Source organism: Catenuloplanes japonicus (assembly GCF_000717135.1).
Taxonomy (GTDB): Bacteria; Actinomycetota; Actinomycetes; order Mycobacteriales; family Micromonosporaceae; genus Catenuloplanes; species Catenuloplanes japonicus.
Genome location: NZ_JNXY01000006.1, coordinates 390,650 through 412,677 on the forward strand (window position 1 = coordinate 390,650; position 22,028 = coordinate 412,677).

Annotated in this window: 22 protein-coding genes and 1 tRNA gene; 14 read left to right on the top strand and 9 right to left on the bottom strand. The window is 70.6% G+C overall.

The genetic code is table 11. The features are described 5' to 3' along the window. Window positions 1–97: 97 nt before the first annotated feature. On the top strand, window positions 98–1,534 hold the full coding sequence (locus tag OP04_RS12545) for a hypothetical protein (protein ID WP_051797678.1): 1,437 nt from the start codon (window positions 98–100) through the stop codon (window positions 1,532–1,534). Further along, window positions 1,513–2,640: an ARPP-2 domain-containing protein gene (locus OP04_RS12550; RefSeq protein ID WP_232323562.1), complete on the top strand. Its 1,128-nt coding sequence runs from the start codon at window positions 1,513–1,515 to the stop codon at window positions 2,638–2,640. The genes OP04_RS12545 and OP04_RS12550 overlap by 22 nt, the downstream gene beginning before the upstream one ends. Here the strand turns inward: OP04_RS12550 and OP04_RS12555 are convergent. Beyond that, window positions 2,603–3,439 carry a helix-turn-helix transcriptional regulator gene (locus OP04_RS12555; RefSeq protein ID WP_033339716.1) on the bottom strand — a complete coding sequence of 279 codons (837 nt, stop codon included), beginning with the start codon at window positions 3,437–3,439 and terminating at the stop codon, window positions 2,603–2,605. The genes OP04_RS12550 and OP04_RS12555 overlap by 38 nt on opposite strands. A 103-nt stretch (window positions 3,440–3,542) precedes the next feature. On the opposite strand from OP04_RS12555, the gene OP04_RS12560 reads away from it, so the two are divergent. Further along, complete coding sequence (locus OP04_RS12560) at window positions 3,543–4,247, top strand: SDR family NAD(P)-dependent oxidoreductase (RefSeq protein ID WP_033339717.1); 705 nt, start codon at window positions 3,543–3,545, stop codon at window positions 4,245–4,247. A 7-nt stretch (window positions 4,248–4,254) separates the two neighbouring features. Here OP04_RS12560 and OP04_RS12565 read toward each other — a convergent pair whose 3' ends face one another. Then, window positions 4,255–4,437: a hypothetical protein gene (locus tag OP04_RS12565; RefSeq protein WP_033339718.1), complete on the bottom strand. Its 183-nt coding sequence runs from the start codon at window positions 4,435–4,437 to the stop codon at window positions 4,255–4,257. Window positions 4,438–4,851: 414 nt separating this feature from the next. On the opposite strand from OP04_RS12565, the gene OP04_RS12570 reads away from it, so the two are divergent. The 4 genes from OP04_RS12570 to OP04_RS12585 all read left to right on the top strand — a co-directional run bounded on the left by OP04_RS12570 (window position 4,852) and on the right by OP04_RS12585 (window position 6,901). After that, window positions 4,852–5,343 (top strand): NADPH-dependent FMN reductase, encoded by a 492-nt coding sequence (locus OP04_RS12570; RefSeq protein ID WP_033339719.1) that lies wholly within the window; start codon window positions 4,852–4,854, stop codon window positions 5,341–5,343. 6 nt (window positions 5,344–5,349) lie between these two features. Continuing rightward, the gene (locus OP04_RS12575; protein WP_033339720.1) at window positions 5,350–5,865 is read left to right on the top strand and encodes a flavin reductase family protein; all 516 of its coding nucleotides are present in this window, start codon (window positions 5,350–5,352) and stop codon (window positions 5,863–5,865) included. Beyond that, the gene (locus OP04_RS12580; protein WP_085066401.1) at window positions 5,862–6,407 is read left to right on the top strand and encodes a hypothetical protein; all 546 of its coding nucleotides are present in this window, start codon (window positions 5,862–5,864) and stop codon (window positions 6,405–6,407) included. Before OP04_RS12575 ends, OP04_RS12580 begins: the two co-directional genes overlap by 4 nt. Window positions 6,408–6,481: 74 nt before the next feature. After that, window positions 6,482–6,901 (top strand): hypothetical protein, encoded by a 420-nt coding sequence (locus OP04_RS12585; protein WP_033339909.1) that lies wholly within the window; start codon window positions 6,482–6,484, stop codon window positions 6,899–6,901. On the opposite strand, the gene OP04_RS12590 is transcribed toward OP04_RS12585, so the two are convergent. Then, the gene (locus tag OP04_RS12590) at window positions 6,898–7,707 is read right to left on the bottom strand and encodes a helix-turn-helix domain-containing protein (RefSeq protein WP_033339721.1); all 810 of its coding nucleotides are present in this window, start codon (window positions 7,705–7,707) and stop codon (window positions 6,898–6,900) included. The genes OP04_RS12585 and OP04_RS12590 overlap by 4 nt on opposite strands. A 101-nt stretch (window positions 7,708–7,808) precedes the next feature. Between OP04_RS12590 and OP04_RS12595 the strand changes: the two genes are divergently transcribed. Together OP04_RS12595 and OP04_RS12600 are read left to right on the top strand one after the other, a co-directional pair. Further along, window positions 7,809–9,248 (top strand): aldehyde dehydrogenase family protein, encoded by a 1,440-nt coding sequence (locus tag OP04_RS12595; protein WP_033339722.1) that lies wholly within the window; start codon window positions 7,809–7,811, stop codon window positions 9,246–9,248. Window positions 9,249–9,293: 45 nt separating this feature from the next. Next, the gene (locus tag OP04_RS12600; RefSeq protein WP_157239735.1) at window positions 9,294–10,193 is read left to right on the top strand and encodes a hypothetical protein; all 900 of its coding nucleotides are present in this window, start codon (window positions 9,294–9,296) and stop codon (window positions 10,191–10,193) included. 44 nt (window positions 10,194–10,237) lie between these two features. On the opposite strand, the gene OP04_RS12605 is transcribed toward OP04_RS12600, so the two are convergent. Next, the gene (locus OP04_RS12605) at window positions 10,238–10,789 is read right to left on the bottom strand and encodes a helix-turn-helix domain-containing protein (protein ID WP_033339724.1); all 552 of its coding nucleotides are present in this window, start codon (window positions 10,787–10,789) and stop codon (window positions 10,238–10,240) included. A 47-nt stretch (window positions 10,790–10,836) separates the two neighbouring features. Here OP04_RS12605 and OP04_RS12610 point away from each other — a divergent pair, with 47 nt between their 5' ends. Further along, on the top strand, window positions 10,837–11,622 hold the full coding sequence (locus OP04_RS12610) for a class I SAM-dependent methyltransferase (protein WP_051797685.1): 786 nt from the start codon (window positions 10,837–10,839) through the stop codon (window positions 11,620–11,622). Here OP04_RS12610 and OP04_RS12615 read toward each other — a convergent pair. Together OP04_RS12615 and OP04_RS12620 are read right to left on the bottom strand one after the other, a co-directional pair. Next, window positions 11,619–12,152 carry a hypothetical protein gene (locus tag OP04_RS12615; RefSeq protein WP_198153800.1) on the bottom strand — a complete coding sequence of 178 codons (534 nt, stop codon included), beginning with the start codon at window positions 12,150–12,152 and terminating at the stop codon, window positions 11,619–11,621. The genes OP04_RS12610 and OP04_RS12615 overlap by 4 nt on opposite strands. Before the next feature lie 318 nt (window positions 12,153–12,470). Further along, complete coding sequence (locus OP04_RS12620; protein ID WP_085066402.1) at window positions 12,471–13,307, bottom strand: S-methyl-5'-thioadenosine phosphorylase; 837 nt, start codon at window positions 13,305–13,307, stop codon at window positions 12,471–12,473. A gap of 140 nt (window positions 13,308–13,447) precedes the next feature. Here OP04_RS12620 and OP04_RS12625 point away from each other — a divergent pair, with 140 nt between their 5' ends. From OP04_RS12625 to OP04_RS12640, 4 genes are all read left to right on the top strand, one after another. Beyond that, the gene (locus OP04_RS12625) at window positions 13,448–14,002 is read left to right on the top strand and encodes a YqgE/AlgH family protein (protein ID WP_033339726.1); all 555 of its coding nucleotides are present in this window, start codon (window positions 13,448–13,450) and stop codon (window positions 14,000–14,002) included. 91 nt (window positions 14,003–14,093) lie between these two features. Continuing rightward, window positions 14,094–14,166 (top strand) — tRNA-Ala (locus tag OP04_RS12630). Between the two features lie 170 nt (window positions 14,167–14,336). Then, window positions 14,337–14,609 carry a helix-turn-helix domain-containing protein gene (locus OP04_RS51645; RefSeq protein ID WP_085066422.1) on the top strand — a complete coding sequence of 91 codons (273 nt, stop codon included), beginning with the start codon at window positions 14,337–14,339 and terminating at the stop codon, window positions 14,607–14,609. Beyond that, complete coding sequence (locus OP04_RS12640) at window positions 14,602–15,909, top strand: type II toxin-antitoxin system HipA family toxin (protein ID WP_033339728.1); 1,308 nt, start codon at window positions 14,602–14,604, stop codon at window positions 15,907–15,909. The genes OP04_RS51645 and OP04_RS12640 overlap by 8 nt, the downstream gene beginning before the upstream one ends. 15 nt (window positions 15,910–15,924) lie before the next feature. Here the strand turns inward: OP04_RS12640 and OP04_RS12645 are convergent, their stop codons facing one another. From OP04_RS12645 to OP04_RS12655, 3 genes are read right to left on the bottom strand one after another with little or no spacing between them, the layout of a single operon-like run. Then, on the bottom strand, window positions 15,925–17,010 hold the full coding sequence (locus OP04_RS12645; protein WP_033339729.1) for a hypothetical protein: 1,086 nt from the start codon (window positions 17,008–17,010) through the stop codon (window positions 15,925–15,927). Continuing rightward, window positions 17,007–19,919 carry a DEAD/DEAH box helicase gene (locus OP04_RS12650; RefSeq protein WP_198153801.1) on the bottom strand — a complete coding sequence of 971 codons (2,913 nt, stop codon included), beginning with the start codon at window positions 19,917–19,919 and terminating at the stop codon, window positions 17,007–17,009. The genes OP04_RS12645 and OP04_RS12650 overlap by 4 nt, the downstream gene beginning before the upstream one ends. Before the next feature lie 20 nt (window positions 19,920–19,939). After that, the gene (locus OP04_RS12655; protein WP_033339730.1) at window positions 19,940–21,553 is read right to left on the bottom strand and encodes a protein kinase family protein; all 1,614 of its coding nucleotides are present in this window, start codon (window positions 21,551–21,553) and stop codon (window positions 19,940–19,942) included. Between the last annotated feature and the right edge of the window lie 475 nt (window positions 21,554–22,028).

Here is a 22,028-nt window from a genome sequence, read left to right on the forward strand (position 1 = left end):
GGACTTCGGCGCGACTTCCGGAACCCGCCTCTGAAGCGATGCTTCGCAGTTCGTTCCCTCATTCCCCGGCCGGCGCCTTGGAGACCTGGGGGAGACGATGGAGCGGGTGGCCCGCGAGGACCTGGTCATGTTCATGAACGCGGCGATCGCGTCGACCGGGCAGCGCGAGTTCCGGAGCGGGGCCGCGGAGCAGCGGATGTCGCTGGAGTTCCTGCACGAATATGTGATGGGGAACTACCGGGATCTTTACGCGTCCACGCTGGCGCTGGAGATCAACCACCTGAACGCCGTCATGATCGTGACGAATCTGCTGCGCACCGCGTCCGAGGCCGGGCCGGAGCAGCGTGAGCGGGAGGGCCGGCTGATCGCCGCGCGGCTCGGCACCCTGCCACCCCAGCGGGTGTACGCGATGATCCGCCGACTGCGCCGGCTGAAGGTCAACAACCGGCGTACCCGGGCGATCATCCGCGATTGGGTGAAGGCCCGGCCCGATCCCGCGTTCGACGCGGTCAAGTACCGCCGTGGGCTGTCCGTCGCGGCCCGGCACGCGCACCTGGCGCTGCCGGACGAGGTCGGCACCGCGCTGTTCGACTGGCGCCGCCCGAAGCGCTACGAGACGCCGATCCTGGAGTCGTGGCGCCGGGCCCACTACGAGCAGCGCGCGCTCTACGACCTGCCCTACACCGCGGCGGAGGGGCTGGCCGCCCGGCACGGGATCACGCGCGCCCGGTTCCTGAAGCAGATCGCGCCGAACCTGACCGGCGGCGAGCGCCTGCGCCTGCAGGAGACCGCGGAGCGTAACCACCAGACCGGAGCGCTGAGCATGGACCTCGGCCGGGTGCCGCTGACCCGGCTGGCGATCTACGTGCTGTCGCTGCCCCGGGACGAGCGTGCCCGGCGCCGGGACGAGCTGACCGGCGCGCTGCGGGACGCGGCCGAGCGGGCCGCGGGCCGGTGGGCGGGCGCCTGGGACCCGATGGTCGCGGTGCTGGACGACAGCTACTCCGCGTACGGCTCCGGAGTGAAGCGCCGCCGTCCGCTCGCGGTCGCGCTGGCCGTGCACTTCATGCTGGAGGCGCTGTCCCGCAACTACACCGGCCTGTGGCTGCACCACCGAGGGGACCCGCTGCTGGTGCACCCGATCGGCGCGACCGGGCTGGGTGAGCGGCTGGTCGACGCGCTGGAGCTGCGCCCGGCGCACGTGGTCGTGGTCTCGGACGGGTGGGACAACGCGCCGCCCGGTCTCGCGGCCGAGGTGCTGCGCGTCTGGCACCGGCGGCTGCGCCGGTCGTCGGACACGTCCGTGGTGCACTTCAACCCGGTGTACGAGGCGGACACGTTCGACGTCCGGCACCTGTCGCCGCACGTGCCGAGCATCGGCATCCGCGACGCGGAGTCGGCGCCGGAACTGTTCTGGCTGGCCGAGTACGCGGCCGGCGAGGCCGACGGCGAGCTGAACCATTACCTGAACGAGCGGGTCCAGAAGTTCCTGCGGACCGGGAAGGAGAAGTGGTGGACGCCCTCGCCGATCTGATCGCCGGCCCGGCACAGGTCTGGGGCGCGGTCCGGCTGGTCCCGCTGATGCGCGACGAGCCGGTCACCGGCCTGCGCCTGCACGCCCGTCTGCACCCGGACGAGCAGATCTCCGTGGTCAGCACCGGCCCGCGCCGCGCCTACGTGTCCTACGTGCCGCACTCGTTCGTCGCGAGCTGGGGCGAGGACGGGCTGCCCGCCGCCGCGTTCGGCACGCAGCTGGTCGACCCGGAGGCGTCGCCGCGCGGCATCCCGCTGACGTTCCGGCGCCGGCCGGCCCGCCGCGAGGACCGGCGCCGGCTGCGCTTCCTGCCGCTGCACCTGGCCGTCGAGGGTTTCCTGGCGCTGGAGTTCGCCGGCCCGCCGATCGCCTGGGAGGAGTGGACGCACCGCGCGGTCACGCAGGGGCTGTCGCCGCGCGCCGAGGCCGCGTACAACGGCGGCGCGATCGACGGCCTCGACGACGCGCTGCGCATCTTCGAGATCCACCCGGACCAGTGCGGGATGGTGCTCTACGTGGCGGACGCGCTCGCGGCCGCGTTCGTGGTGCCGCACCCGGACGACTACCGTGCGCTGCACCGCACGCTGCTGAGCGACTTCTACGGCGAGCTGATCTACCAGTACGCGCTGATGTATCCCGCGGTCGCGGACTTCACCGCGCGGCTGGACGACGCCCGCATCACGGACCTGGCCGGGCTGCGCCGGGAGATCGGCCGGTCGCGCGCGGAGTGGACGTCGTTCCACACGCTGATGGCGGGCGGGCTGCGGGAGCACCGGGCCACGCCGGTCTACACGATGGGCCGGTTCACGCTGTCCCGGTCGCTGCCGTCGTTCGACCCGGACGTGGAGAACCACCTCGGCGAGACGATCACGGACGACGAGGGCCGGCTGGCGTACCTCAAGACGTTCCGCCTCTCGGCCGCCCAGACCCGCCGCGGTCACCTGCTGTCCACGCTGGCCGCGTACGACTGGCGGCTGGACGAGACCGCGGCTGCGCTCGGCACCGACCGCCAGGGCCTGGTGATGCGCCTGGACCGGGCCGGTTTCGGCCACCTGCTGCGCCCGGAGATCATCGACGCGTGCCGGGCGGCCGCGCGTCGGCGGTGAGGAGCCGCAACCGGCGCTGGGACTCGCTGCCCGGCGCCGCGGTATAGAGGATCAGGCGCTGGTCCGCCTCGGTGATCTCCAGCGTCTGGCAGTCGAGTTCCAGATCGCCGACGACCGGGTGCGGGATCCGCTTGGCCGAGGTGACGCGCGGCGGATCCACCGGATAGTCGGCCCATCGCGGTCCGAATCCGGGCGTGCCGCGCAGCCGGTCGACCAGGCCGGTGACCTCGGGACTGCCCGGATAGCGGGCCGCGGCCCGGCGCAGGTCGGCCAGGCAGTGCCGCGCGTGCTGGTCGATCTGCGGGTCGGCGAAGTCGGTGTGCGGGCCGGCGAACAGCTGCCAGATCAGGTTCCGATCGGCTTCCGCCCAGATCAGGGGGTCGCAGAGCAGCGCGACCGCGCTCCGGTTCCAGGCCAGCAGCTGGTGGATCGCGTCGATGACGAACGCCGGCGTGTCGTCGAGTCTCTCGATCAGATGCAGAATTCCGGCGGGTACGTCCCGGCAGGGCCCGGCCGGCACGTGTTCCCGGTCGCCCACCAGCTGGAAGAGGTGCGCGCGCTCGCTGCCGCTCAACCGCAGCGCGCGGGCCAGCGCGGCCAGCACCGAGCGGGACGGCTGCGGCCCGCGTGCCTGCTCCAGCCGCGTGTAGTAGTCGACCGAGATGCCGGCGAGCTGTGCGACCTCCTCCCGGCGCAGCCCCGGTGTCCGCCGCCGCGATCCGGCGGGAAGCCCGGCGTCGGCGGGCCGGACGTGCTCGCGCCGGGCGCGCAGGAAGTCGGCGAGCGTGCGTCGGTCCATCCGGCCATCGTGCCGGTCCCGGGCGCGCGCATCCAGGGATCGGCCGGTCCGGGGCTGCGACCGGCCTCTTCACCGGCCGTCCGTACGCCCACAGGCTGAGGGCATGGCTGACACGAGGATCGCGCTGGTGACCGGCGCGAACAAGGGGATCGGTTTCGAGACGGCCCGCCGGCTGGCCGAGGCCGGGGTGACCGTGCTGCTCGGCGCGCGGGACGCGGATCGGGGGACGGAGGCGGCCGCCCGGCTGGCCGGCCTTCCGGTGACGCCGTTGCGGCTGGACGTCACGGACCTGGACTCGGTCGCGGCCGCGGCACGGTGGATCGAGGATGCGCACGGGCGGCTGGACATCCTGGTCAACAACGCGGGCGTGCTCACCGGCTGGGGCCGGCCGGCGGACCTGTCGGCCGGGGATCTGCGCGCGGCGTACGAGGTGAACGTGTTCGGCGTGGTCACCGTGACCAACGCGCTGCTGCCGCTGCTGCGGCGCGGGCCGGCCGGGCGGATCGTGAACGTCTCCAGCGCGATCGGCTCGCTGACGCTGCGGGCGGCGCCGGACAGCCAGATCCCGATCATGTCGTACAGCTCGTCGAAGGCCGCGCTGAACGGCCTGACCGTCGCGTACGCCGCCGACCTGCGGGACACCGCGATCACGGTGCTCTCGGTCGATCCGGGCCACTGCGCCACCGACCTGAATCGGCACACCGGCCCGCGGAGCGCGGACGAGGGGGCGGCGGTGGTGGCCGGTGCGGCGCTCGGGGCCGGCGACTCCGGCCGGTTCGTCGGCGACAGCGGCGAGGTGCCCTGGTAGGAAGCTGCTAACCGTCCGCCAGGACGGCCGCCCGGTCGGTGTCGCCGAGCCGGTCGAAAATCTCCAGCGCGGTGTCGAGCTCGGCCAGCGCCCGCCGGTGCCGCCGCCGTCGGTGGGCGATGACGCCGAGGTTCCGGTGGGCGGCGGCGACGCCGGTCTGGTGCCCGATGCCGCCGAGCAGCCGCTTCATCTGCCGGAACTCCCGCTCCGGCGGCCTCGGTGGCGGCCGTGAGGGATGCGGCGAGCGTGCCGATGTTGCGGTGCGAGTTCGCCACCCAGCGCAGCGCGCGGGCCCTGGACAGTCCGGTGAGCGCGGCCGCGAGCAGCCCTACGATCGGCCACGCGAGCCAGGCGTATGCGTCGAACGGAGCGGGAAGCTCTCCTCCGGTGGCGACGTTGATGGCGATGGTGAGCAGTGCGGTGAGTAACCCGGAGGTGACAATCTGGAGCGCGGTCACCTGTTCGCGTCGCACGACGTCTCCCTGGCCGATCTGCGGCGTCCGGACAGGGGTACGTGAGCCGGGCCACTTACGCTCGGGATCGCGATCAGGCAGAATAGGCTCCAATACCCATCGGGTAACAAGGATTTAATTGGAGGATCTCGGTGAGCGTTGCTGTCGTGGCGGGTAACCCGAAGCCGAAGTCCCGCACCCTCGCCGCCGGCATCCTGCTCGCCGAGACGCTCACCGGCACCGCGCCGGATCTGGTGATCGACGTCGTCGACCTCGGCCCCGGTCTGCTCGGCTGGGGCGACCCGGTCGTGGCCGAGGCCGTCGCCGCCGTGGCGAAGTCCGATGTGGTCATCGTGGCCAGTCCCACGTTCAAGGCCACCTACACCGGCCTGCTCAAACTCTTCCTCGACCAGATCCCCACGGACGGGCTGGCCGGCGTCTACGCGCTGCCGCTCATGCTCGGTGCCGGGCCCGGCCACGCGCTCGCCCCGGAGCTGCTGCTCAAGCCGGTCCTGGTCGAGCTGGGCGCGATCACGCCGGCCCGCGGGCTCTACCTCATCGACAAGACCTACGCCGAGGACCCGCAGCTGGCCGCGTATGCGGACCGGGTCCGACCCCTGCTTCCGATATCCAAGGGAGAGTGACAAGCCATGGTCGAGCTTCGTCCCGTCGCCGACGATCCGGGCGCGCTGCGCCAGGCCTACGGCTGCTTTCCCAGCGGCGTCACGGCCGTCTGCGCGCTCGTCGACGGGGTGCCGGTCGGGCTCGCCGCCAGCTCGTTCACCTCCGTGTCGATGGACCCGCCGCTCGTCTCCGTCTGCGTCCAGCACACGTCCACCACCTGGCCCAAGCTGCGCGATCTCGACCGGGTCGGCGTGAGCGTGCTCGGCGAGGGGCACGACGTGCTCGCCCGGCAGATCGCGTCCCGGACCGGCGACCGGTTCGCGGGCGTCACCTGGGAGGCCGCGCGGGACGGGGCCGTCTTCCTCGGCGGCGCCACCGCCTGGCTCGACTGCACCGTCGAGCGGCACGTGCCGGCCGGCGACCACGACATCGTGCTGCTGCGCGTGCGCACGCTCAGCGCGGACCCGGACGTCGCCCCGCTGGTCTTCCACGCCAGCCGGTTCCGTCAGCTCGCCGAGCCCCGCCTCCGGGACGCCGCATGAGACGCGTGCCGGCGGCCTGCTTGCGTACCGTCGCGGTCTCCGCTCTTGAACGTGCGGCCACCACGCGGTTGCCGACGCCGCACGGCGAGTTCCAGCTCATCGCCTACCGCGACCCGGTCACCGGGCAGGAGCCGCTGGCGTTCGTCAGCGGGCGCCCGCCCGCGGCCGGCGCGCACGTGCGTGTCCAGGTCGAATGCCCGGTCGCGGACACGTTGCGCTCCACCCGCTGTGACTGCGCCGCGCTGCTCGCGCACGGCCTGTCCGCCACCTCCGCGGCCGGCGGCGTGCTCCTCTACCTCCGCGCCGCGCCCGGCACGCTGCTGGACCGGCTCACCCACTACGCCCGCCAGGACACCTCCGGCGGTCCGTCGGCATGCTCACAAACGCCACGGGGGTACGAGGTCCCCGCCGCGATCCTGCGCGAGCTCGGGCTCGACGACGTCGTGCTGCACAGCTCCGACCCGCGTGCCACTGTGGCCCTGGAGGCGCATGAGGTGCGTGTGACCAGGCAGAAGCCGGTAACGCTCCCATCCGGCCGATGATCCTGGACAGCCCGTCGCCGCCGCGCGCACCATCGAGGCATGGGATGTGCGTGACCGACCAGGGGGTGCGGGCGATGGTGACTTCCGGACCGGCTCAACCGCTGTTGCACGACACCCGTGAGCTGGAGCGTGCGGTCGCCGCGCCGGTGCACGACGACCCGGCCTGGCGGGAACGGGTCGCGGTGCGGCTGCGCGGGCTGCGGACCGCGTTCGACGAGCACATGCGCGACACCGAGGGCCCGTACGGGCACTACGCCGCCGTGGTCGACAGCGCGCCCCGGCTGGCGTACAACGTGGACGGTCTGGTGCGTGAGCACGCGGCCGTCCTGGACGGGCTGCGCACGTTGCAGGAGCAGGTGGAGGGCGACGACCCGGTCGCGGAGGAGATCCGGGTGTGGGCGCGGCTGCTGGTCCGCCAGCTGTTCCAGCACCGTCAGCGCGGCGCCGACCTGCTGCTGGAGGCGTACCAGACGGACATCGGCGGTTCCGACTAGCGTCCGGTGCGGACGGTCAGCGCGGTCAGCGCCTCGGCGGACCGGGAGCCGGGCTCCGCGTGCAGCAGCATCGCCTCCAGCCCCGGCACGCCACCGACCGTGAACTTCTCCGCCATCAGCTCCACGTCGCCGACGTGCGGGTGCCGGATCACCAGCGTGCTGCTGCGGCCCTTCATCACCTCGTGCCGCTCCCACAGCTGCCGGAACCGGGCGCTCTTGAGCGACAGCTCGCCGACCAGCGCGTGCAGCCGCGGGTCGTCCGTGTCCGCGCCGCACTGCGCGCGCAGGTGGGCGACCGCGCCGGTGGCCAGCTGTTCCGCGTCCGGGAGCCGCACGCGGTCCTGCGCGCCGACGAAGATGCCGCGCAACAGGTTCGCACCCGGGGACAGGAACGGCACCAGCGCAGTGGCCAGTGCGTTCGCGGCCAGCACGTCGCAGTACTTGTTGAAGACGATGCACGGCACGTTGACGGTCCGCACGAACAGGCCGAGGTTGCGCGGCATCCGCGTGTCCGCCGGGATCTCCGCGGGTGCGGCGCGCCCGGCCAGCGTCAGGAGGTAGCCGGTGCTCTCCGCGTCCAGCCGGAGCACGTGCGCGAGCGCCTCGACCACGCGGGCGGACGGGCTGCGGTCCCGCCCGCGCTCCAGCCGCAGGTAGTAGTCGATGCTGATGCCGGCCAGCATCGCCACCTCCTCGCGGCGCAGGCCCGGCACCCTCCGCATCCCGTGGCCCGGCGCGAGGCCCGCCTCGGCGGGCGTGATCAGCTCCCGCCGGGCGCGCAGGAAGTCACCGAGCGCGTTGTCCACGGGTCCACGGTAGGCCGCGGGCCCGCGCGGTGGGGTGGCCCTTTTTCTACCTGGAGCGGCGGTCACTGCCACCCGCGCGCCGCGGCCGTGAGGATCGGCGCATGACAACCACTGTGCAGGGCGAGGACCGGATGCTGATCGACGGGAAGCTGGTGGGCGCCGTCTCCGGCGCGCGCTTCGCGAACGTCAGCCCCACCACGGAACAGGTGCTCGGCCACGCCGCGGACGCCGGCGCGGAGGATCTGGAGGCCGCGATCGCGGCAGCCCGGCGCGCGTTCGATCACACGGACTGGGCGGTGGACCACGCATTCCGCCGCCGGTGCCTGGAACAGCTCGGCGACGCGATCCGGGACTCGGTGGAGGAGCTGCGGCGCATCGACGTCGCGGAGCTGGGCGCGCCGCTCACCACGACCGCGCTGACCATCGACGCGAGCGTGCCGCGGCTCGCACAGCTGGCCGCGCTCGCGGAGTCCTACGACTACGAACGGCCGCTGCCGCACGGCGCCGGCATCCTGCAGCGCGAGGCCGTCGGCGTGGTCGCGGCCGTGCTGACCTGGAACTGCGGCTTCTTCCTGTGGGTGGAGAAGGTGCTGCCCGCGCTCGCGGCCGGCAACACGGTCGTGGTCCGCCCGGCCCCGGAGACGCCGTGGGGCTCGACGTTCCTCGGCCGGCTGATCGCGGAGCGGACCGACATCCCGGCCGGCGTGGTGAACGTGGTGACGTCCGGCGATCCCGCGATCGCGGTGCGGCTGACCACGGACGCGCGGGTGGACATGGTCACGTTCACCGGATCCACCGCGGTCGGGCGGCAGGTGATGGCGCAGGCGGCCGGCACGGTGAAGAAGCTGGTGCTGGAGCTGGGCGGCAAGTCCGCGAACATCGTGCTCGACGACGGAGACCTGCACGCCGCGGTCGCCACCTCGGTCGGCATGTCGTGCGCGACCGCGGGGCAGATGTGCGGCTTCCTCGGACGGCTGCTGCTGCCCCGCTCCCGGTACGAGGAGGGCGTCGCGCTCGCGGCCGCGCTGATGCGCGACGTGGTGCCGGGCGACCCGGCGGACCCGGCCACCGTGCAGGGCCCGCAGGTGTCGGCCGCGCACCGGGACCGCATCCTCGGGCTGATCGCCACGGCCCGTGAGGAGGGCGCGCGGGTGGTGACCGGTGGCGGCGCCGCCGGCGTGGAACGCGGGTTCTTCCTCCAGCAGACGCTGCTCGCGGACGTGGACCCGGACTCCGCGATCGCCCAGCAGGAGATCTTCGGCCCGGTGCTCTGCGTGATCCCCTACGAGGACGACGACGATGCCGTGCGCATCGCGAACAACAGCATCTACGGGCTCAGCGGCGCGGTGTGGGGCGCGGACCGGGAGCGGGCGCTCGGGATCGCGCGGCGCGTGCGGACCGGCACGATCTCGGTCAACGGCGCGCCGTTCTTCGGCAGCGCGCCGCTCGGCGGTTACAAGCAGTCCGGGCTCGGGCGGGAGACCGGCGAGTGGGGCTTCGAGGAGTACCTGGAGGTGAAGGGCATCGGCATCGCCGTGTGACGGAACCGCGGGTGCGGCCCGCTCGTCCAACGCGTTATGCGTCGTTTGCCGTTTCTGGGAATCGCCCTCGTTCTGACGGCCGCCGGGTGTGCCGCGCCGGGTGAGTCACCGTCCTCCTCGACCAGCCTCCCGCCCTCGTCCGACGCGTTCACCGCGCGTGCCGAAGCCGTCGCGGCGGCCTGGCCGGGGGCGGGCGGGTTCGTACCGTTGCAGGCTCTGCTGGTGGTGCCGTCCGGGCTCAGCGACGAGCAGCGGACCGCGGTGGACGCCGGCTGGTTCACGCTCGACGGTCAGCTGCCGGCGGAGCCGCCGTCCGGTGAGGTGGTGTTCGCGGACGGGTCGGAGAAGCTGCCGCTGATCGGCGCCGCGGAGGCGTACGCGCTGATCGACCAGGGGGACCCGCCGCCGTGCGAGCCCGCGCAGGGCAAACCGTCCGCCGGTGGCGGGCCCGACTCGCCGGTCAGCGGCGCCGGGGGCGCCTGCACGAGACTGCCGGTGACCGGCGCGACGCCGGGAACGGTGCCGCTGCGCACCGGCCGCGGCGACGCGACCGTGCCGGCCTGGCTGTTCACGGTGCGCGGGCTGACCGCCCCGATCGCGCGCGTCGCGGTCGCGCCGTCCGCGATCACGGAGGCGCCCTCGCCGTCCCTGGCGCCGCCGGACCGGGAGCTCGCCGCCACGCTCAAGGGCGCGCAGTCGCTGGCCCGGGTCGACGGGACCACGGTCGACTTCCGGCTCGGCGTCGGCGCCTGCGACGAGCAGATCACGCCACTGGTGTACGAGACGGAGGCGCTGATCGTGCTCGGCGGCAGCGCGACGTCGTCCGCCGAGATGTGCACGGAACAGCTGGTGCTCGCGCCGGTGTCGGTCACGCTGGCGGCCCCGGCCGGCGCCCGCACCGTCCTCGACGCCCAGACCGGCCAGGCCGTCATCCTGCAGCCCTGACCCCCGTTGCCCGGCCGGGCGCCATTCAGGTCGATGACGCCCGGCTAGTGCTTCAGGTGGCTGCGCTCGCCCTCGTGGTCGAGGATGCAGAGGATCTCGGCCGGGCCACCGTGCGCGCCGAACGCGTGCGGCACCATCGTGGAGAACTCGGCGGCCTCACCGGTCCCGACCAGGATCGTGCGCTCGCCGAGGCGCAGCTCGATCGTGCCGGAGAGCACGGTGAACCAGTCCCGCCCCGGGTGCACGCGCGGCTCGTCCGGAGCCCCGCGCGTGATCCGCATCTTGCTGACGGTCTGCCCGCTGTCCCGGGACAGCAGCCAGGTGGTGATGCCGCGCTCCTCGTTGCGGTGCGGGCGGATCACCACGTCGTCGTCGGTGCCGGACTCGACCAGCGCGTCCAGCGTGGTGCCGAGCGCGCGGGCGATCGCGGTCATCTGGTCCAGCGCGATCCGCCGGTGGCCGGTCTCGATCCGGCTGAGCGTGGACGGGCTGAGCAGGCAGCGGGTGGCCAGCTCGTCCAGCGACCAGCCGCGCGCGGTGCGCAGGCCGCGGATGCGCTGCCGGACCACGTCCTCCAGATCCTTGTCTTGCTTCATACGCAAGATGCTATGCCGGAAGGGCAATTCGTGGCTACCGTCGAGGCATGGCACATGACCACCTGATCGAGGTGCTGGACCTGGATGTCGAGGTCCTGCACGCGTACCACCACGAGCTCATCACCTGGGTCGGCCGCGAGGCCGCGGACCGGCCGCACATCGCCGACCTCGGCGCCGGCAGCGGCAGCGGCTCGCTCTCGCTCGCCCGCGAGCTGCCCGGCTCGCGCATCACCGCGGTCGACGTCTCGCCGGAGATGCTGGCCCACCTGCGCGCCCGCGCCGACGCGGCAGGTCTGGGCGACCGGATCCGCACGGTCGAGGCCGACCTGGACCGCCCCTGGCCCGACCTCGGCCCGCTCGACGTGATCTGGGCCGCCGCCTCCCTGCACCACATGGCCGACCCCGCGGCCGCGCTCACCGCCGCGTTCCAGGCGCTGCGCCCTGGCGGCCTGCTGGTCATCGCGGAGCTGGAAGGGTTCCCCCGCTTCCTGACCGGCACCGCGGACGAGGAAGCCGAGGCCCACTGGCACGCCGTGGCCGCGAAGGGCCGCCACGACGCCGGCCTGCACATGCACGAGAACTGGGCGGCCCGCGCCACGCAGGCCGGCTTCACCGAGGTGACCGAGCGGCACTTCGACATCGACCTGCGCCCGCCCCTGCCCGAGGCCACCACCCGCTACGCCGCTGCCCTGCTGCACCGCATGCGTCACGGCCTGGGCGACCGCCTGTCCCCGTCCGACCTCGCCGCACTGGAGCAAGTCCTCGCCGGCCTGCCCGGCCGCAACGACCTGACCGTCCGCACCGAGCGCACGGTGCTGCTCGCCCGCCGCTAGGCGCGGACCGCCGGAAGCCCGAACCGGGCGATCACGGCGTCGGCGACCTCCGCGGGGGACAGGTGGGTGTTGTCGATGCAGAGGTGGTCGTCACGGCCGTCGAACCGGCCGTCCGAGCTGAGCCGGTAGTCGCGGTCCAGGTCCAGCAGGTTCTGCCGGGAGGCGGCCAGGTCCCGCTTGGACGCCTTCTCGGCCAGCCGGGACGCACCCTCGTTGCGCCGCAACCGCTCCTCCTGGCTCGCGGTCAGCTCGACGAAGACCACGCGGCCGCCGCGCTGCCGGAACGGCGCCGCGAACCGGTGCACCGCCCGCTCGTCGGCGGGCTGGTCGAACGCCCACACGTAGGTGAAGATCAGCCCCGGCAGGTCGCTGGCCGCCACCTCCTCGATGAGGGCGGTGCGGAACCCGTCGACGAGTCGGCCGAACGGCGCGCTGCCGAACGGGAAGAACCGCAGTACCGGCTCGATCGCGAGGTGGTTGTGGAACAGCCGCAGACCGGTCCGGGCCGCGATCTCCTCACCCACCGTCATTTTTCCCACCGCTGGCGGGCCCACGAGGAATAGCAATGTGCCGGTCATTTCACGAACGCTAATCCCGGGGGTACGGCAGGAGCGACGAATTATCCGCGCGGCCCGGCGCTTCGGTTCCGGACGGTGACACTGGTCCGTGTCCGGAACCGAAGCGAGGTTTTGATCTTGCGGCCACGGATCGCGCAGGGAGCCCGCTGCCACCCCGGCCACCCACCCCTGAGCCGAGTAAACGCTCTGCTCTCATGCGACGACCGTTGCCCGCGGGAGCACGCGGAAGGTGATGTGTGACCAGGTGCAGATATGGATCTTCGAAGGGTTCTACGGCAGCTGGATCGGTAGCGAGATGCCGTCGAGCGCGGTCGCGCACGGGCACGTGCGCTTCTCGGGGAGCTGGGTGACGACCGTGAGCAGCAGGTCACGGAGGCGGTCGGTGTTCTCCCGGAAGACGCGGAAGACCTCCTCCATGGTGACGCCCTCGCCGGCCTCGACGCCCGCGTCCAGGTCCGTGACCAGCGCGATCGAGGTGTAGCAGAGCTCGAGCTCGCGGGCGAGGACCGCCTCCGGGTGGCCGGTCATGTTGACGACGGTGCCACCGATGGCGGTGAACCACCGCGACTCGGCGCGGGTCGAGAAACGCGGGCCCTCGACGACGACCATCGTGCCGCCGCTCACCGGGTTCAGCCGCTGCTGCGTGGCTTCGGCGAGGACGAGTTCACGGCCGGTAGGGCAGTACGGGTCCGCGAAGGCGAGGTGGACCGCGCCCTCGTCGTAGTACGTCTGCACGCGGCCGCTGGTCCGGTCGATCAGCTGGTCGGGGACGACGAACGTGCCAGGTCCGAGCTCGGGGCGGAGGCCGCCGACCGCGCACGGCGCCAGGACCTGCCGCACGCCGAGCGACCGTAGCGCCCACATGTTCGCCCGATATGGGATTTTATGGGGCGGAAAACGGTGATCCTTGCCGTGCCGGGGGAGGAAGGCGATCTTCCGGCCACCGATCTCCGCGATCGTGATCGCGTCGGACGGAAGGCCATAGGGTGTGTTGATGACGTGCTCGCTCGCGTTGTCGAGCAGGGCGTAGAGGCCGGACCCGCCGATCACCGCCACATCCGCGTGCGGCGCTTCCGGCTCTGTCGGGTAATCGTTGCGCTCACTCACGTGCAGACCTTATCGGCAGGCTCGGACGCAAGCTATCGTGCGAGGCATGGCGTTGACTGCGTCCGGAGACTTCGACGCCCCCGGAGCCGGGGATTGGGGGTCGCGTGCATCCTGAAGGGCAGCGCATCGGAGGTCGTTCCATGGAGTCGATGACCGGCCGCATCCTGGTCGCGACTCCATCGCTGAAGGACCCGAATTTCGACCGCACGGTCGTGCTGCTGGTCGCGCACGAGCCCGGCGGCGCACTCGGCGTGGTGCTGAACCGGGCCACCGAGGTGCCGGTCTCCGAGGTTCTCGGCAAGTGGGGCAGCCTGGCCGGCGATCCGGCAGTGCTCTTCGAGGGCGGTCCCGTCGCGCCCGAGTCCGCGATCTGCCTGGCCCGCACACGCCCCTCCGCGAAGCGGCCCTCCGGCTTCCATCCGGTGTCCGGCGGCGTCGGCACCGTCGACCTGTCCGCGGATCCGGAGTCGCTGGGCGACAACCTGTCCGGCCTGCGGGTGTTCGCCGGTTACTCCGGGTGGTCGCCCGGCCAGCTGGAGGAGGAGGTGTCCTCCGGCTCGTGGTTCGTCTTCGACGCGCTGCCGGGCGACGCGTTCGTCTCGCGGCCGGACGATCTGTGGGGCATGGTCCTCAAACGTCAGGGCGGCATCATGGCCGCCGTCGCCCACTTCCCGTCCGACCCGGCGCTGAACTGAGGTCGGACCCCCTCCAGCGAGGGGGCGCCGGAGGTGTGTAATATTGCTGCCGTGCCCGGGTGAAACCGGGGACGAAGCAGAACAAACGCAAGGGGCTGTGGCGCAGCTGGTAGCGCACCACACTGGCAGTGTGGGGGTCAGGGGTTCGAGTCCCCTCAGCTCCACCCTTAAAAAATGCCCGGACTTCGGTCCGGGCATTTCGCGTTTATGTGTCCTGTGGGTTCGGTGTCACTCCCGTTCAACCAGTCGTGCGCATGAACGTGCGCATGGTTGTTGGTGTGCACGTTCGTGCATATCGGCTATGGTGTGCACGTTCGTGCACGAGAGGGGTGCGATGAGAATCGCCAACGCGCGGGACCTGGGCTTAGTAGTTCGTCAGGCGAGGCAGGACCGGGGCCAGACACAGGCGGCGCTCGCCGTCGCGGCAGGAGTGAGCCTTCGCTGGCTTTCCAACCTTGAGGCGGGAAAAGCGACCGCAGAACTCGGTCTGGTCCTGCGCACGCTGGATGAGCTCGGGCTCGGCCTGGACGTGTTTCCCGTCAAGCCTGAGCCCGGCCAGCTCGACCTCGATGACCTGTTCGGAAACGACGGGGGCAAACATGGCTGAGACTGCCGAGCCGCAATTGGTGGTCCTCATGGGTGGCGAGCGCGTCGGTGTGATCGTCCAAGGGGAAAACGGGCGCTTCTCGCTGGAGTACAACAGACAGTGGCAGATGGCGAGGAATGCAACGCCGCTGTCGTTGTCGATGCCGTTGGCTCGGCACGTACATTCCGACACTGTGGTCCGGCCCTTTCTCTGGGGACTGCTCCCGGACAACGAACGTGTGCTTGAACGATGGGCTCAGACCTATCACGTCTCGGCTGGTAATCCGTTTGCCTTGCTCCGCCACGTCGGCGAGGACTGCGCGGGGGCTGCGCAGTTCGTTCGGCCGGAACGAGTCGACGCGGTTCTCAACGGTGAGGGCGGTGTCAAGTGGCTCGGCGAGAGCGATATGGCTGACCGACTGCGTACATTGCGCGCCGATCCGACGTCCTGGCATGTGCACAACAGCGGGCAGTTCAGCCTTGCCGGGGCCCAAGCCAAGATGGCGCTCTACTTCGATCCGGAAACCAGCCGATGGGGCGAGCCCTGGGGTGCGACACCGACAACCCACATCCTCAAGCCAGCAGTCGCCGGACTGGACGAGCACGACCTCACTGAGCATCTGTGCCTGGCTGCTGCCGGTCGCGCACAGATCCCGGCCGCACGCTCCTCCGTGGTCAGGTTCGGGCACGAGCGAGCCATCGTCGTGGAACGATACGACCGTGTGAGCCAGAGCCCTGGAGCGCCCATTCGGCGAGTGCATCAGGAGGACGTTTGTCAGGCTCTTGGTTTTCAACCAACGATGAAGTATCAGAACGAGGGAGGTCCGTCTCCCGAGCAGATTATTGACCTCTTGCGGAGGGAGATCCGACCGATACGGACTGGCGAGGCACACGTGGCCCGCTTCGTTGACGCGCTCGCCTTCAACTGGATCATCGCCGGTACCGACGCGCACGCGAAGAACTACTCGCTCCTGCTCGCAGGCCGGCAGGTCCGGCTGGCTCCGCTGTACGACGTAGCCAGCGCGCTTCCGTACGACGGTATGTACCTGCCCCGCCTTCGGATGGCGATGCGGGTGGGTGGCGAGGATCGGGTCGAGCGTGTCAGCGGCCGGCACTGGCGTCGATTCGCTGAAGCAAACCGGCTCGACCCCGACGAGATCCTGGCGAGGGTCGACTCACTCGCCGAGCGCACGCCCGACTGCTTCGCCGACGCCGCACGCAACGATGAGGTGCGGGCGCTCCGAAGTGCTCAGCCCGCAAGGCTGACGGAGCGTGTTGCCGCCCGCGCGGTTCGGTGCCGAAGCGCCCTGACTAGTAACTGACGCTGACAGCTGAACTCAGACGTCGCGGAGATCAGCGACAGGGATGTCGAGCCGTGCGGAGAGACTTTCGAGGAAGTCCGCAAGACGGCCGTCATTCTCCAGCTGAGCCTTGCCGGTCAGGCTCATGACCTGGCCGAGTGCCGCCTCACGGCGGGTTTCCTGGTCGTCACACCAAAGCTGCATGAAGGAGTGGCGGTACGGCTCGAACGAGCCGAGTCGGTGGAGCGCGAACGATTTCGGGAAAGCGGAGGCCGGGAGCGTGGCCCGGAGCACGCCATTGGCCATGCGCCGAGGCTTCACGTCGCCGAAGCCGCGTGCCGCCAGCCAGTGCTGCCATGTCTCGACCGAGTCCTCCCGTTCCTCCTCTTCCCGCAAGGCCTCGCCCAAGTCGGCGCAGACCCGTTCGATGTGCTGATCACGCCGCTCGCTGGCCATCGTGAACGCCTGCATACGGATCTCGCCGGCGTCCTCGACGAGATAGGTGGGAAGCCACACCTGCGCGGTGGCGATGGGGCGTGCGGCGTGCACGCCATCGCTGATGTTGAAAGCACGGCGGTCCGGGCGAGAAAGCAGCGCGCCTATCTCGGCATCGCGGAACGGGTTGGTAAGGCCGGCGGGCCGGAAGCCGGTGCCGTCCTTGCCTCGCAGCGAGGGTTCTCGTAGGTAGGTGACACCGGTGTAGTGCCCGGTGGGGAGTGGCCCGCTGGTGTATCCGTCGAAGTACAGGTGCCGCCGGTCCTCACGCACGATGCGGCGCACGCCCTCGCGGGCGGACTGGTTGCCGAGCGCGGTGAGCCTCAGGTTGCTTCCGGTCCACTCGACATGACCGAGGGAGATCAGGAAGCGAAGGGTACGGTCGACGATCGATGGTTCGATGCCGAAGAATCCGGCCAGGTCGCTGGGGGTACGCAGACCGGCCTCGGCAATGCCGCGCGTGACGAACTGGTCGAACACCTCATACGGCTCGGTCTCGGTGACGGTCACGCTCACCTCGATCCGCCAGACCGGGACCAGGATGCCGAACAGCCGGGTCGGGCGGGCTCCCGGCGTGGCGACCGCGCGTTCGATGGCGCGGCGTGCGGGGTAGATAGCCGTGTTCATGAGTGGTCCCGGAGGCGGGTACGGAGGGTAACCGACGAGTGGATCTCGCCGTGCGCAAGTGCGTGGGCGTGCAACGCCTTCGCGAGGTCGGCGAATCCGGGATCACGGGCGGCACGGAGAGTGGCGAAGTCGCCGACCAGGATCAGCTGGTGGCGGGCGCGGGTGATCGCCACATTGAGGCGGCGTAGTTCGGACAGAAACCCGATCCGCCCGTCCGGGTTGCTGCGGGTGAACCCGAAGATGACCACATCGCGTTCCCCGCCCTGAAATGCGTCCACGGTGCCGACGTTGTCGTTGACGAGTGTCTCGTTGCCGAGCAGTTCGGCGAGCCGCGCACGCAGGTACTGGGCTTGGGCGCGGTAGGGGACGATCACTGCCCAGGACAGCCGGGTAGCGGAGTATCGAGCGACCAGGTCGATGATCAGCTTGGCCTCGGCCGGGTTGTCGTGGCCGGCGGCCTGCCAGGTCTCACTGTTCTTCCGGCTCCGTTCGGCTCGCTCTCGGGCGGGCAGGTCGCTGGTGTCGATGATCGCCAGACAGCTGCCGAGCAGCGGGTCGGGCGGAGTCCGGGCGACCTTGGTGACCAGCGCGCCGTCGTAGAATCGGGCGGAGACGAAGTCGGCGACCGTGCCCGGCATCCGGCGCTGCCAGGTGAGAGTGACGGTCAGCCTGTCCTGTCCCGCCCGGTGCAGGCGCTCGAACGCGCTGGTGGTCAGCAGGTCCGAGAGCACGCTCGGATCGGTGTCGCCGAGCGTGGGAGGCCGTCGACTCAGCCACTGACGCACGTCGTCCTCGACGACCGGTGGCAGCTGATGATGGTCGCCGACCAGGATGGCGCGGCGGGCACGGACGAGCGGTACCAGTGTGGACGCAAGCGGGATCTGTGCCGCCTCGTCGATGATCGCGACATCGAACGTTTGATCGGCGATAAGGTTGCGTTCGACCCCGACCCCGATGCATGTGGAGCCGACCACATCGGCGTACCGGATGAGTTCGTGGTTGAAGTCCTTCGAGGGCTCGCCGAGCCGTTCCCGCCACTGCGCCAGCAGGTTCGCTCGTCGCCGGAGGCTCGCGTCGAGCTGCTCAGCCGCATGGTGGAAGGCGCTCAGGTCATCCGACGAGGGCAGCGCACCATGGGGGGCGAGGAGCGGTCTGAGCTCCTCGGCGGTCCGGTGTGCGTTCGCGGCCGACTCCTTCCGCCGGCGATCAGCGGCGATTGCGGCCCTCTTCGCGTCCTGTACTGCCGGATCGTTCCTCAGACGCAGGGCCACATTGCTCTCGACGGCATCAGCGGTCGCTCTCGCCGCCACGTGAACTCGCTCGGATCCGGGTACTTCATGGGCGGTTGCCGCGATTCGCTCGCGGAGCCGGCGGGCATGCCAGCGGTGGTAGAAGCCCAGAATCCCCGATCGACGAGCCTCGGCCCGGGTGAGCGCGGTGGCGAGGGCGGCCGCGCGCGTCTCGGCCTCGGCCAGCCTGCTCCGGGCCTCGTGGAGCGCGTGTTGCGCTGCTCGCCGAGGCTCGTGAAAGCTTGCCTCCACGGCGGTGATCGCGGACTCGTGCCGGTCGACCGTGGCGCGAAGGCCGGCCTCAGCCCGGTCCACGGCGGCGACACCCTCTCCGAGCTGAGCGAGGAGAACCGCCGGTCGGCTCTTGTCGGCCGTCCATGGTCGCAGGATCGCCATGCCGGGCGCTGTCCGGTCGAGAACGGAAGTGCGTACGGACTCGGCCAGGTTGGGCACGACGAGGTGCCGTACGGATTGCGCCACACGTTGCTCGTCGCCCACGCGTACCGCTCGAAGGTCGCCGGACAGTTGCTCGAGCACGTTGTCTACCGCGACGTGGGTCTGTGAACTGACCAGGACGCGCTCGCCACGGGACACCAGCGCACGAGTGATCTCGCCGATCGTCCTGGACTTGCCGGTCCCGGGCGGGCCGAGGATCAGCAGCAGATCGGGAGCTTCGACGGCGCGTCGGAACGCTTCCCGTTGTCCGGGGTCGAGGCTGACCGGCGGGACGATACTGCTCGTGCCCGGTTTGCCGGCGGCTGCTGCGGCGACGGTCCGCGCGGGCTCGGCAAACAGGGGCAACAGCGCCGGATTCGCGGTGCGACCCGTCCGCATCGCGGTGAGCGCGTCACGTTGGATCTGTGGAATGACCAGGTTGACGGAGGCGGACAACTCACCCTGATCCGGCAGACGGGGCCGGTGGACGCTCCTGTTGAAGGTCACCTTCAGCCGATCCCCGTCGAGTTCGCGTACCTGGCCTCGCAGATCCGGCACCCCTGCCACCTCGACCGTGCTTCCCGGCGTGAGGCTGGCTGGCCTGGCCAGGCGGAACACGTACACCGCACCGGTGTCGTGGCGTGCATCGGCTACCGAGTCGACGGCGTAGTACGGAATGGATGGAGCGTCGGCCTGCGCGGCGACTCGAATCTGGCGACCGGCGTCGATGACCGTCTCGACCGCGTCGCAGAAGGCGTCATGGCTCGCCGGGTGGCTAGGAGCCTCAGGCGCGGCGGAGACCGGCGCCATCGCCCGCCACGCCTGCGCGATCTCCGCGGAGAACGACCGGACTCCAGGCGGGACGTGGCGAAGAATCGGCTCGTAGTGCCAGCCACCGTGCGCCCACAACCGGACCGCACCACGCGCCAGCCGTTCGTGGTCGGTGAGCCGCATCGGCGCGATGAACTGGAGCATCCAGGCGTCACCCTGCCGGGACTCTTGTAACCCGGCCACGTGTCGCCGTATGTAGAGCCGTAGTCCCCGGTCCATCGTCGCGGGCACGCCGCCGTTCGTGTTGAGCCGGTTGATCTCGGCTATCAGTTCGGCCTCGGCCGGGATCTGCCGGCCCTGCTGGCGCTGCTGCATGACCTTGCCGGGAAGGCTCAAAGACGGGACGAGCACCACCGGGCCGTGGAGAGCGATGGTCATGATTGCCCGACCAGCCCGGACAGGTCTCCGAAGAATCGGCCGGCGTCCGGCCGTTGATTGGCCTCTTCCCGGAGCGCGGGAAGGAGGACGTCGTCGAAACGCGACGAAAGGCCCGGCCGCAGCGTGCTCGGCGGTAGTGGCCGGTGTCCCGGCAGATACCCGGTGGACAGGTGGTACACAATCGCCGCGAGCTGGAATACATCGGTCCAGCTGCCGATCGGGTGTCGCAACGGCCGGTCTTGCTCCGGTGCTCGGTATCCGTCCGGTCCCTCACCGGGAGCAGCGGCGGTGGCGGCCATGCCGAGATCGCGCGGGACGATGTCGCCCCGATCGGCGGTGACCAGCAGGGTGGAAGGTGAGAGTTCACGGTGGGAGAGGCCGCGGTCATGCAGGGCCGTGAGGACAACGCCAAGGGAGCGCAGGCCGCGAAGCGCCGCATCGAGGAGCAACGGGGGATAGCCGCCATCCGCCGGTCCGAGAGTCTCGAAGATCGAACGGCCCGCCGGACGCGCCACGACCAGGACGGCACTGCCGCCCGTCTCGATGAGATCGGCAACCCTGGGCGCTCCGGGAACCGCACGCAGGTCCCGCATCAGGTGCGCCTCACGACGCAGCTCAGCACGGCCGGTTTCGTGCTCGTCCAGCGCGTCGACCCTGCGCAGCCAGACAGGTCCGCATTCCGGTGTCAGCCGGCTGGCACATGCCTCCCATCGGCGATGGCTACCGTCGAATGAGGTACGGGTCGTCACCTCCCCCTGGATGAGGAAGAGCGCGCCGGATACTCGTACCCGCGCGCCGGGCCGCCACTCGCCGGCCGCGCGTGAGCTGGACGCGGATCGCATGGGTACGTCACGCGCTACCCCATGGTCGACGCAGTCGTCATGGGTGGTGAGCACGAGCCGTCGAAGATCCGCGATGGTCAGCGTGTGGTCGGCGATCTGGGGTCCCACGGCGGACCTCAGCGATCGCATGAGCCCCGCGAGACGCCGCCCCTTCCGCTCGGGAGACTCCGGTTCCTCGGTGGAGACGGCGACGACCCGCCGATGGATCGCGCGATAGCACTGCTCGGCATATTGCGGGTCGCGATCCAGATCGATCAGGGCCCGGCGCATCCGGTCGACCGCGACCGCGCGAATGTGTGGCTGATGCGGCATCACCTGCGCGTTGACGAGGAGCACGTTCCGAACGAAGGCATCGGTCTCCGCTGCCGGCAGGCCCGACTTCCGGGACCAGGTGCCGGCCAGCGTCTCCATCGTTTTCGCCGGGACCGCCAGATTCGAGACGAACGCGCAGTCGCAGGTACGGCCCATTGCCACCCAGTAGGAGTACAGATCCGCGACCGGGCTCCACAGCTCGGACGGAGTCCAGAACGGCTGGTCAGGCCGCCGGTGTTTGATCGAGACCAGCTCGACGACGCCGTCTGCGGAGACGGCCAGATAGTCACTGCTCCACTCCGCGACGACCCGGTGCAGGCCACCCGAGACGAGGTTGTCGATGCACCGGATGACGAGGCAGTGGTCCTGGAAGGAGTAGTTGCCGCGAGTCTGCCGGGCGGTGTTGCGGTCGTCGAAGAAGTAGTCGTCATCCGAGTGCGCGGATGAGAGCGGCATGAGACGACCATATCGGCAACCATCGTCGTGTGGGGGGAGCCTGCAGCGGATTCCCGGCTTGCGGAGCAACTTGCGCCGATCGATGAAGCTCCTCGGTCGTGGTCCGGGGAGGGGCGCGTACTTCTCGTTTCCGGGCTTGGCGTGCCGGCAGTGCCGGCGTCAGCATGGCTGCCTCCGGCATCCGTGCAAAGCTGCGATTTCCCTCCGGGGTGGCCACGAAAAGCGACCGTGGAACGCCTGTGCGCTCAATAAATATCTCGAATCGGTATCAAGAGATTAAGGGCACCCTAAAAAATTTCTGTGGCGAAGGTGAAATGGCTAACCTCAGGCGGCGCTACGAGCCACCCCTGTCTACTAGCGACAATCGACGCTCGTGCGTCCCTTGATTCAAAGGCGTGACCCCGTCGGAGGAAGCGCCTACCGGCGGATTGTGAAGCGTCGTCAGTGAATTGGCATCACCCGGGTCGCACCGACC

Coding starts and splice junctions, on each gene's coding strand:
- OP04_RS12610 (WP_051797685.1), top strand. CDS start 10,837: ATGGCACATGACCACCTGATCGAGGTGCTGGACCTGGATGTCGAGGTC.
- OP04_RS12560 (WP_033339717.1), top strand. CDS start 3,543: ATGGCTGACACGAGGATCGCGCTGGTGACCGGCGCGAACAAGGGGATC.
- OP04_RS12580 (WP_085066401.1), top strand. CDS start 5,862: ATGAGACGCGTGCCGGCGGCCTGCTTGCGTACCGTCGCGGTCTCCGCT.
- OP04_RS12625 (WP_033339726.1), top strand. CDS start 13,448: ATGGAGTCGATGACCGGCCGCATCCTGGTCGCGACTCCATCGCTGAAG.
- OP04_RS51645 (WP_085066422.1), top strand. CDS start 14,337: ATGAGAATCGCCAACGCGCGGGACCTGGGCTTAGTAGTTCGTCAGGCG.
- OP04_RS12555 (WP_033339716.1), bottom strand. CDS start 3,439: ATGGACCGACGCACGCTCGCCGACTTCCTGCGCGCCCGGCGCGAGCAC.
- OP04_RS12545 (WP_051797678.1), top strand. CDS start 98: ATGGAGCGGGTGGCCCGCGAGGACCTGGTCATGTTCATGAACGCGGCG.
- OP04_RS12605 (WP_033339724.1), bottom strand. CDS start 10,789: ATGAAGCAAGACAAGGATCTGGAGGACGTGGTCCGGCAGCGCATCCGC.
- OP04_RS12595 (WP_033339722.1), top strand. CDS start 7,809: ATGACAACCACTGTGCAGGGCGAGGACCGGATGCTGATCGACGGGAAG.
- OP04_RS12565 (WP_033339718.1), bottom strand. CDS start 4,437: ATGAAGCGGCTGCTCGGCGGCATCGGGCACCAGACCGGCGTCGCCGCC.
- OP04_RS12655 (WP_033339730.1), bottom strand. CDS start 21,553: ATGCCGCTCTCATCCGCGCACTCGGATGACGACTACTTCTTCGACGAC.
- OP04_RS12640 (WP_033339728.1), top strand. CDS start 14,602: ATGGCTGAGACTGCCGAGCCGCAATTGGTGGTCCTCATGGGTGGCGAG.
- OP04_RS12575 (WP_033339720.1), top strand. CDS start 5,350: ATGGTCGAGCTTCGTCCCGTCGCCGACGATCCGGGCGCGCTGCGCCAG.
- OP04_RS12615 (WP_198153800.1), bottom strand. CDS start 12,152: ATGACGGTGGGTGAGGAGATCGCGGCCCGGACCGGTCTGCGGCTGTTC.
- OP04_RS12585 (WP_033339909.1), top strand. CDS start 6,482: ATGGTGACTTCCGGACCGGCTCAACCGCTGTTGCACGACACCCGTGAG.
- OP04_RS12645 (WP_033339729.1), bottom strand. CDS start 17,010: ATGAACACGGCTATCTACCCCGCACGCCGCGCCATCGAACGCGCGGTC.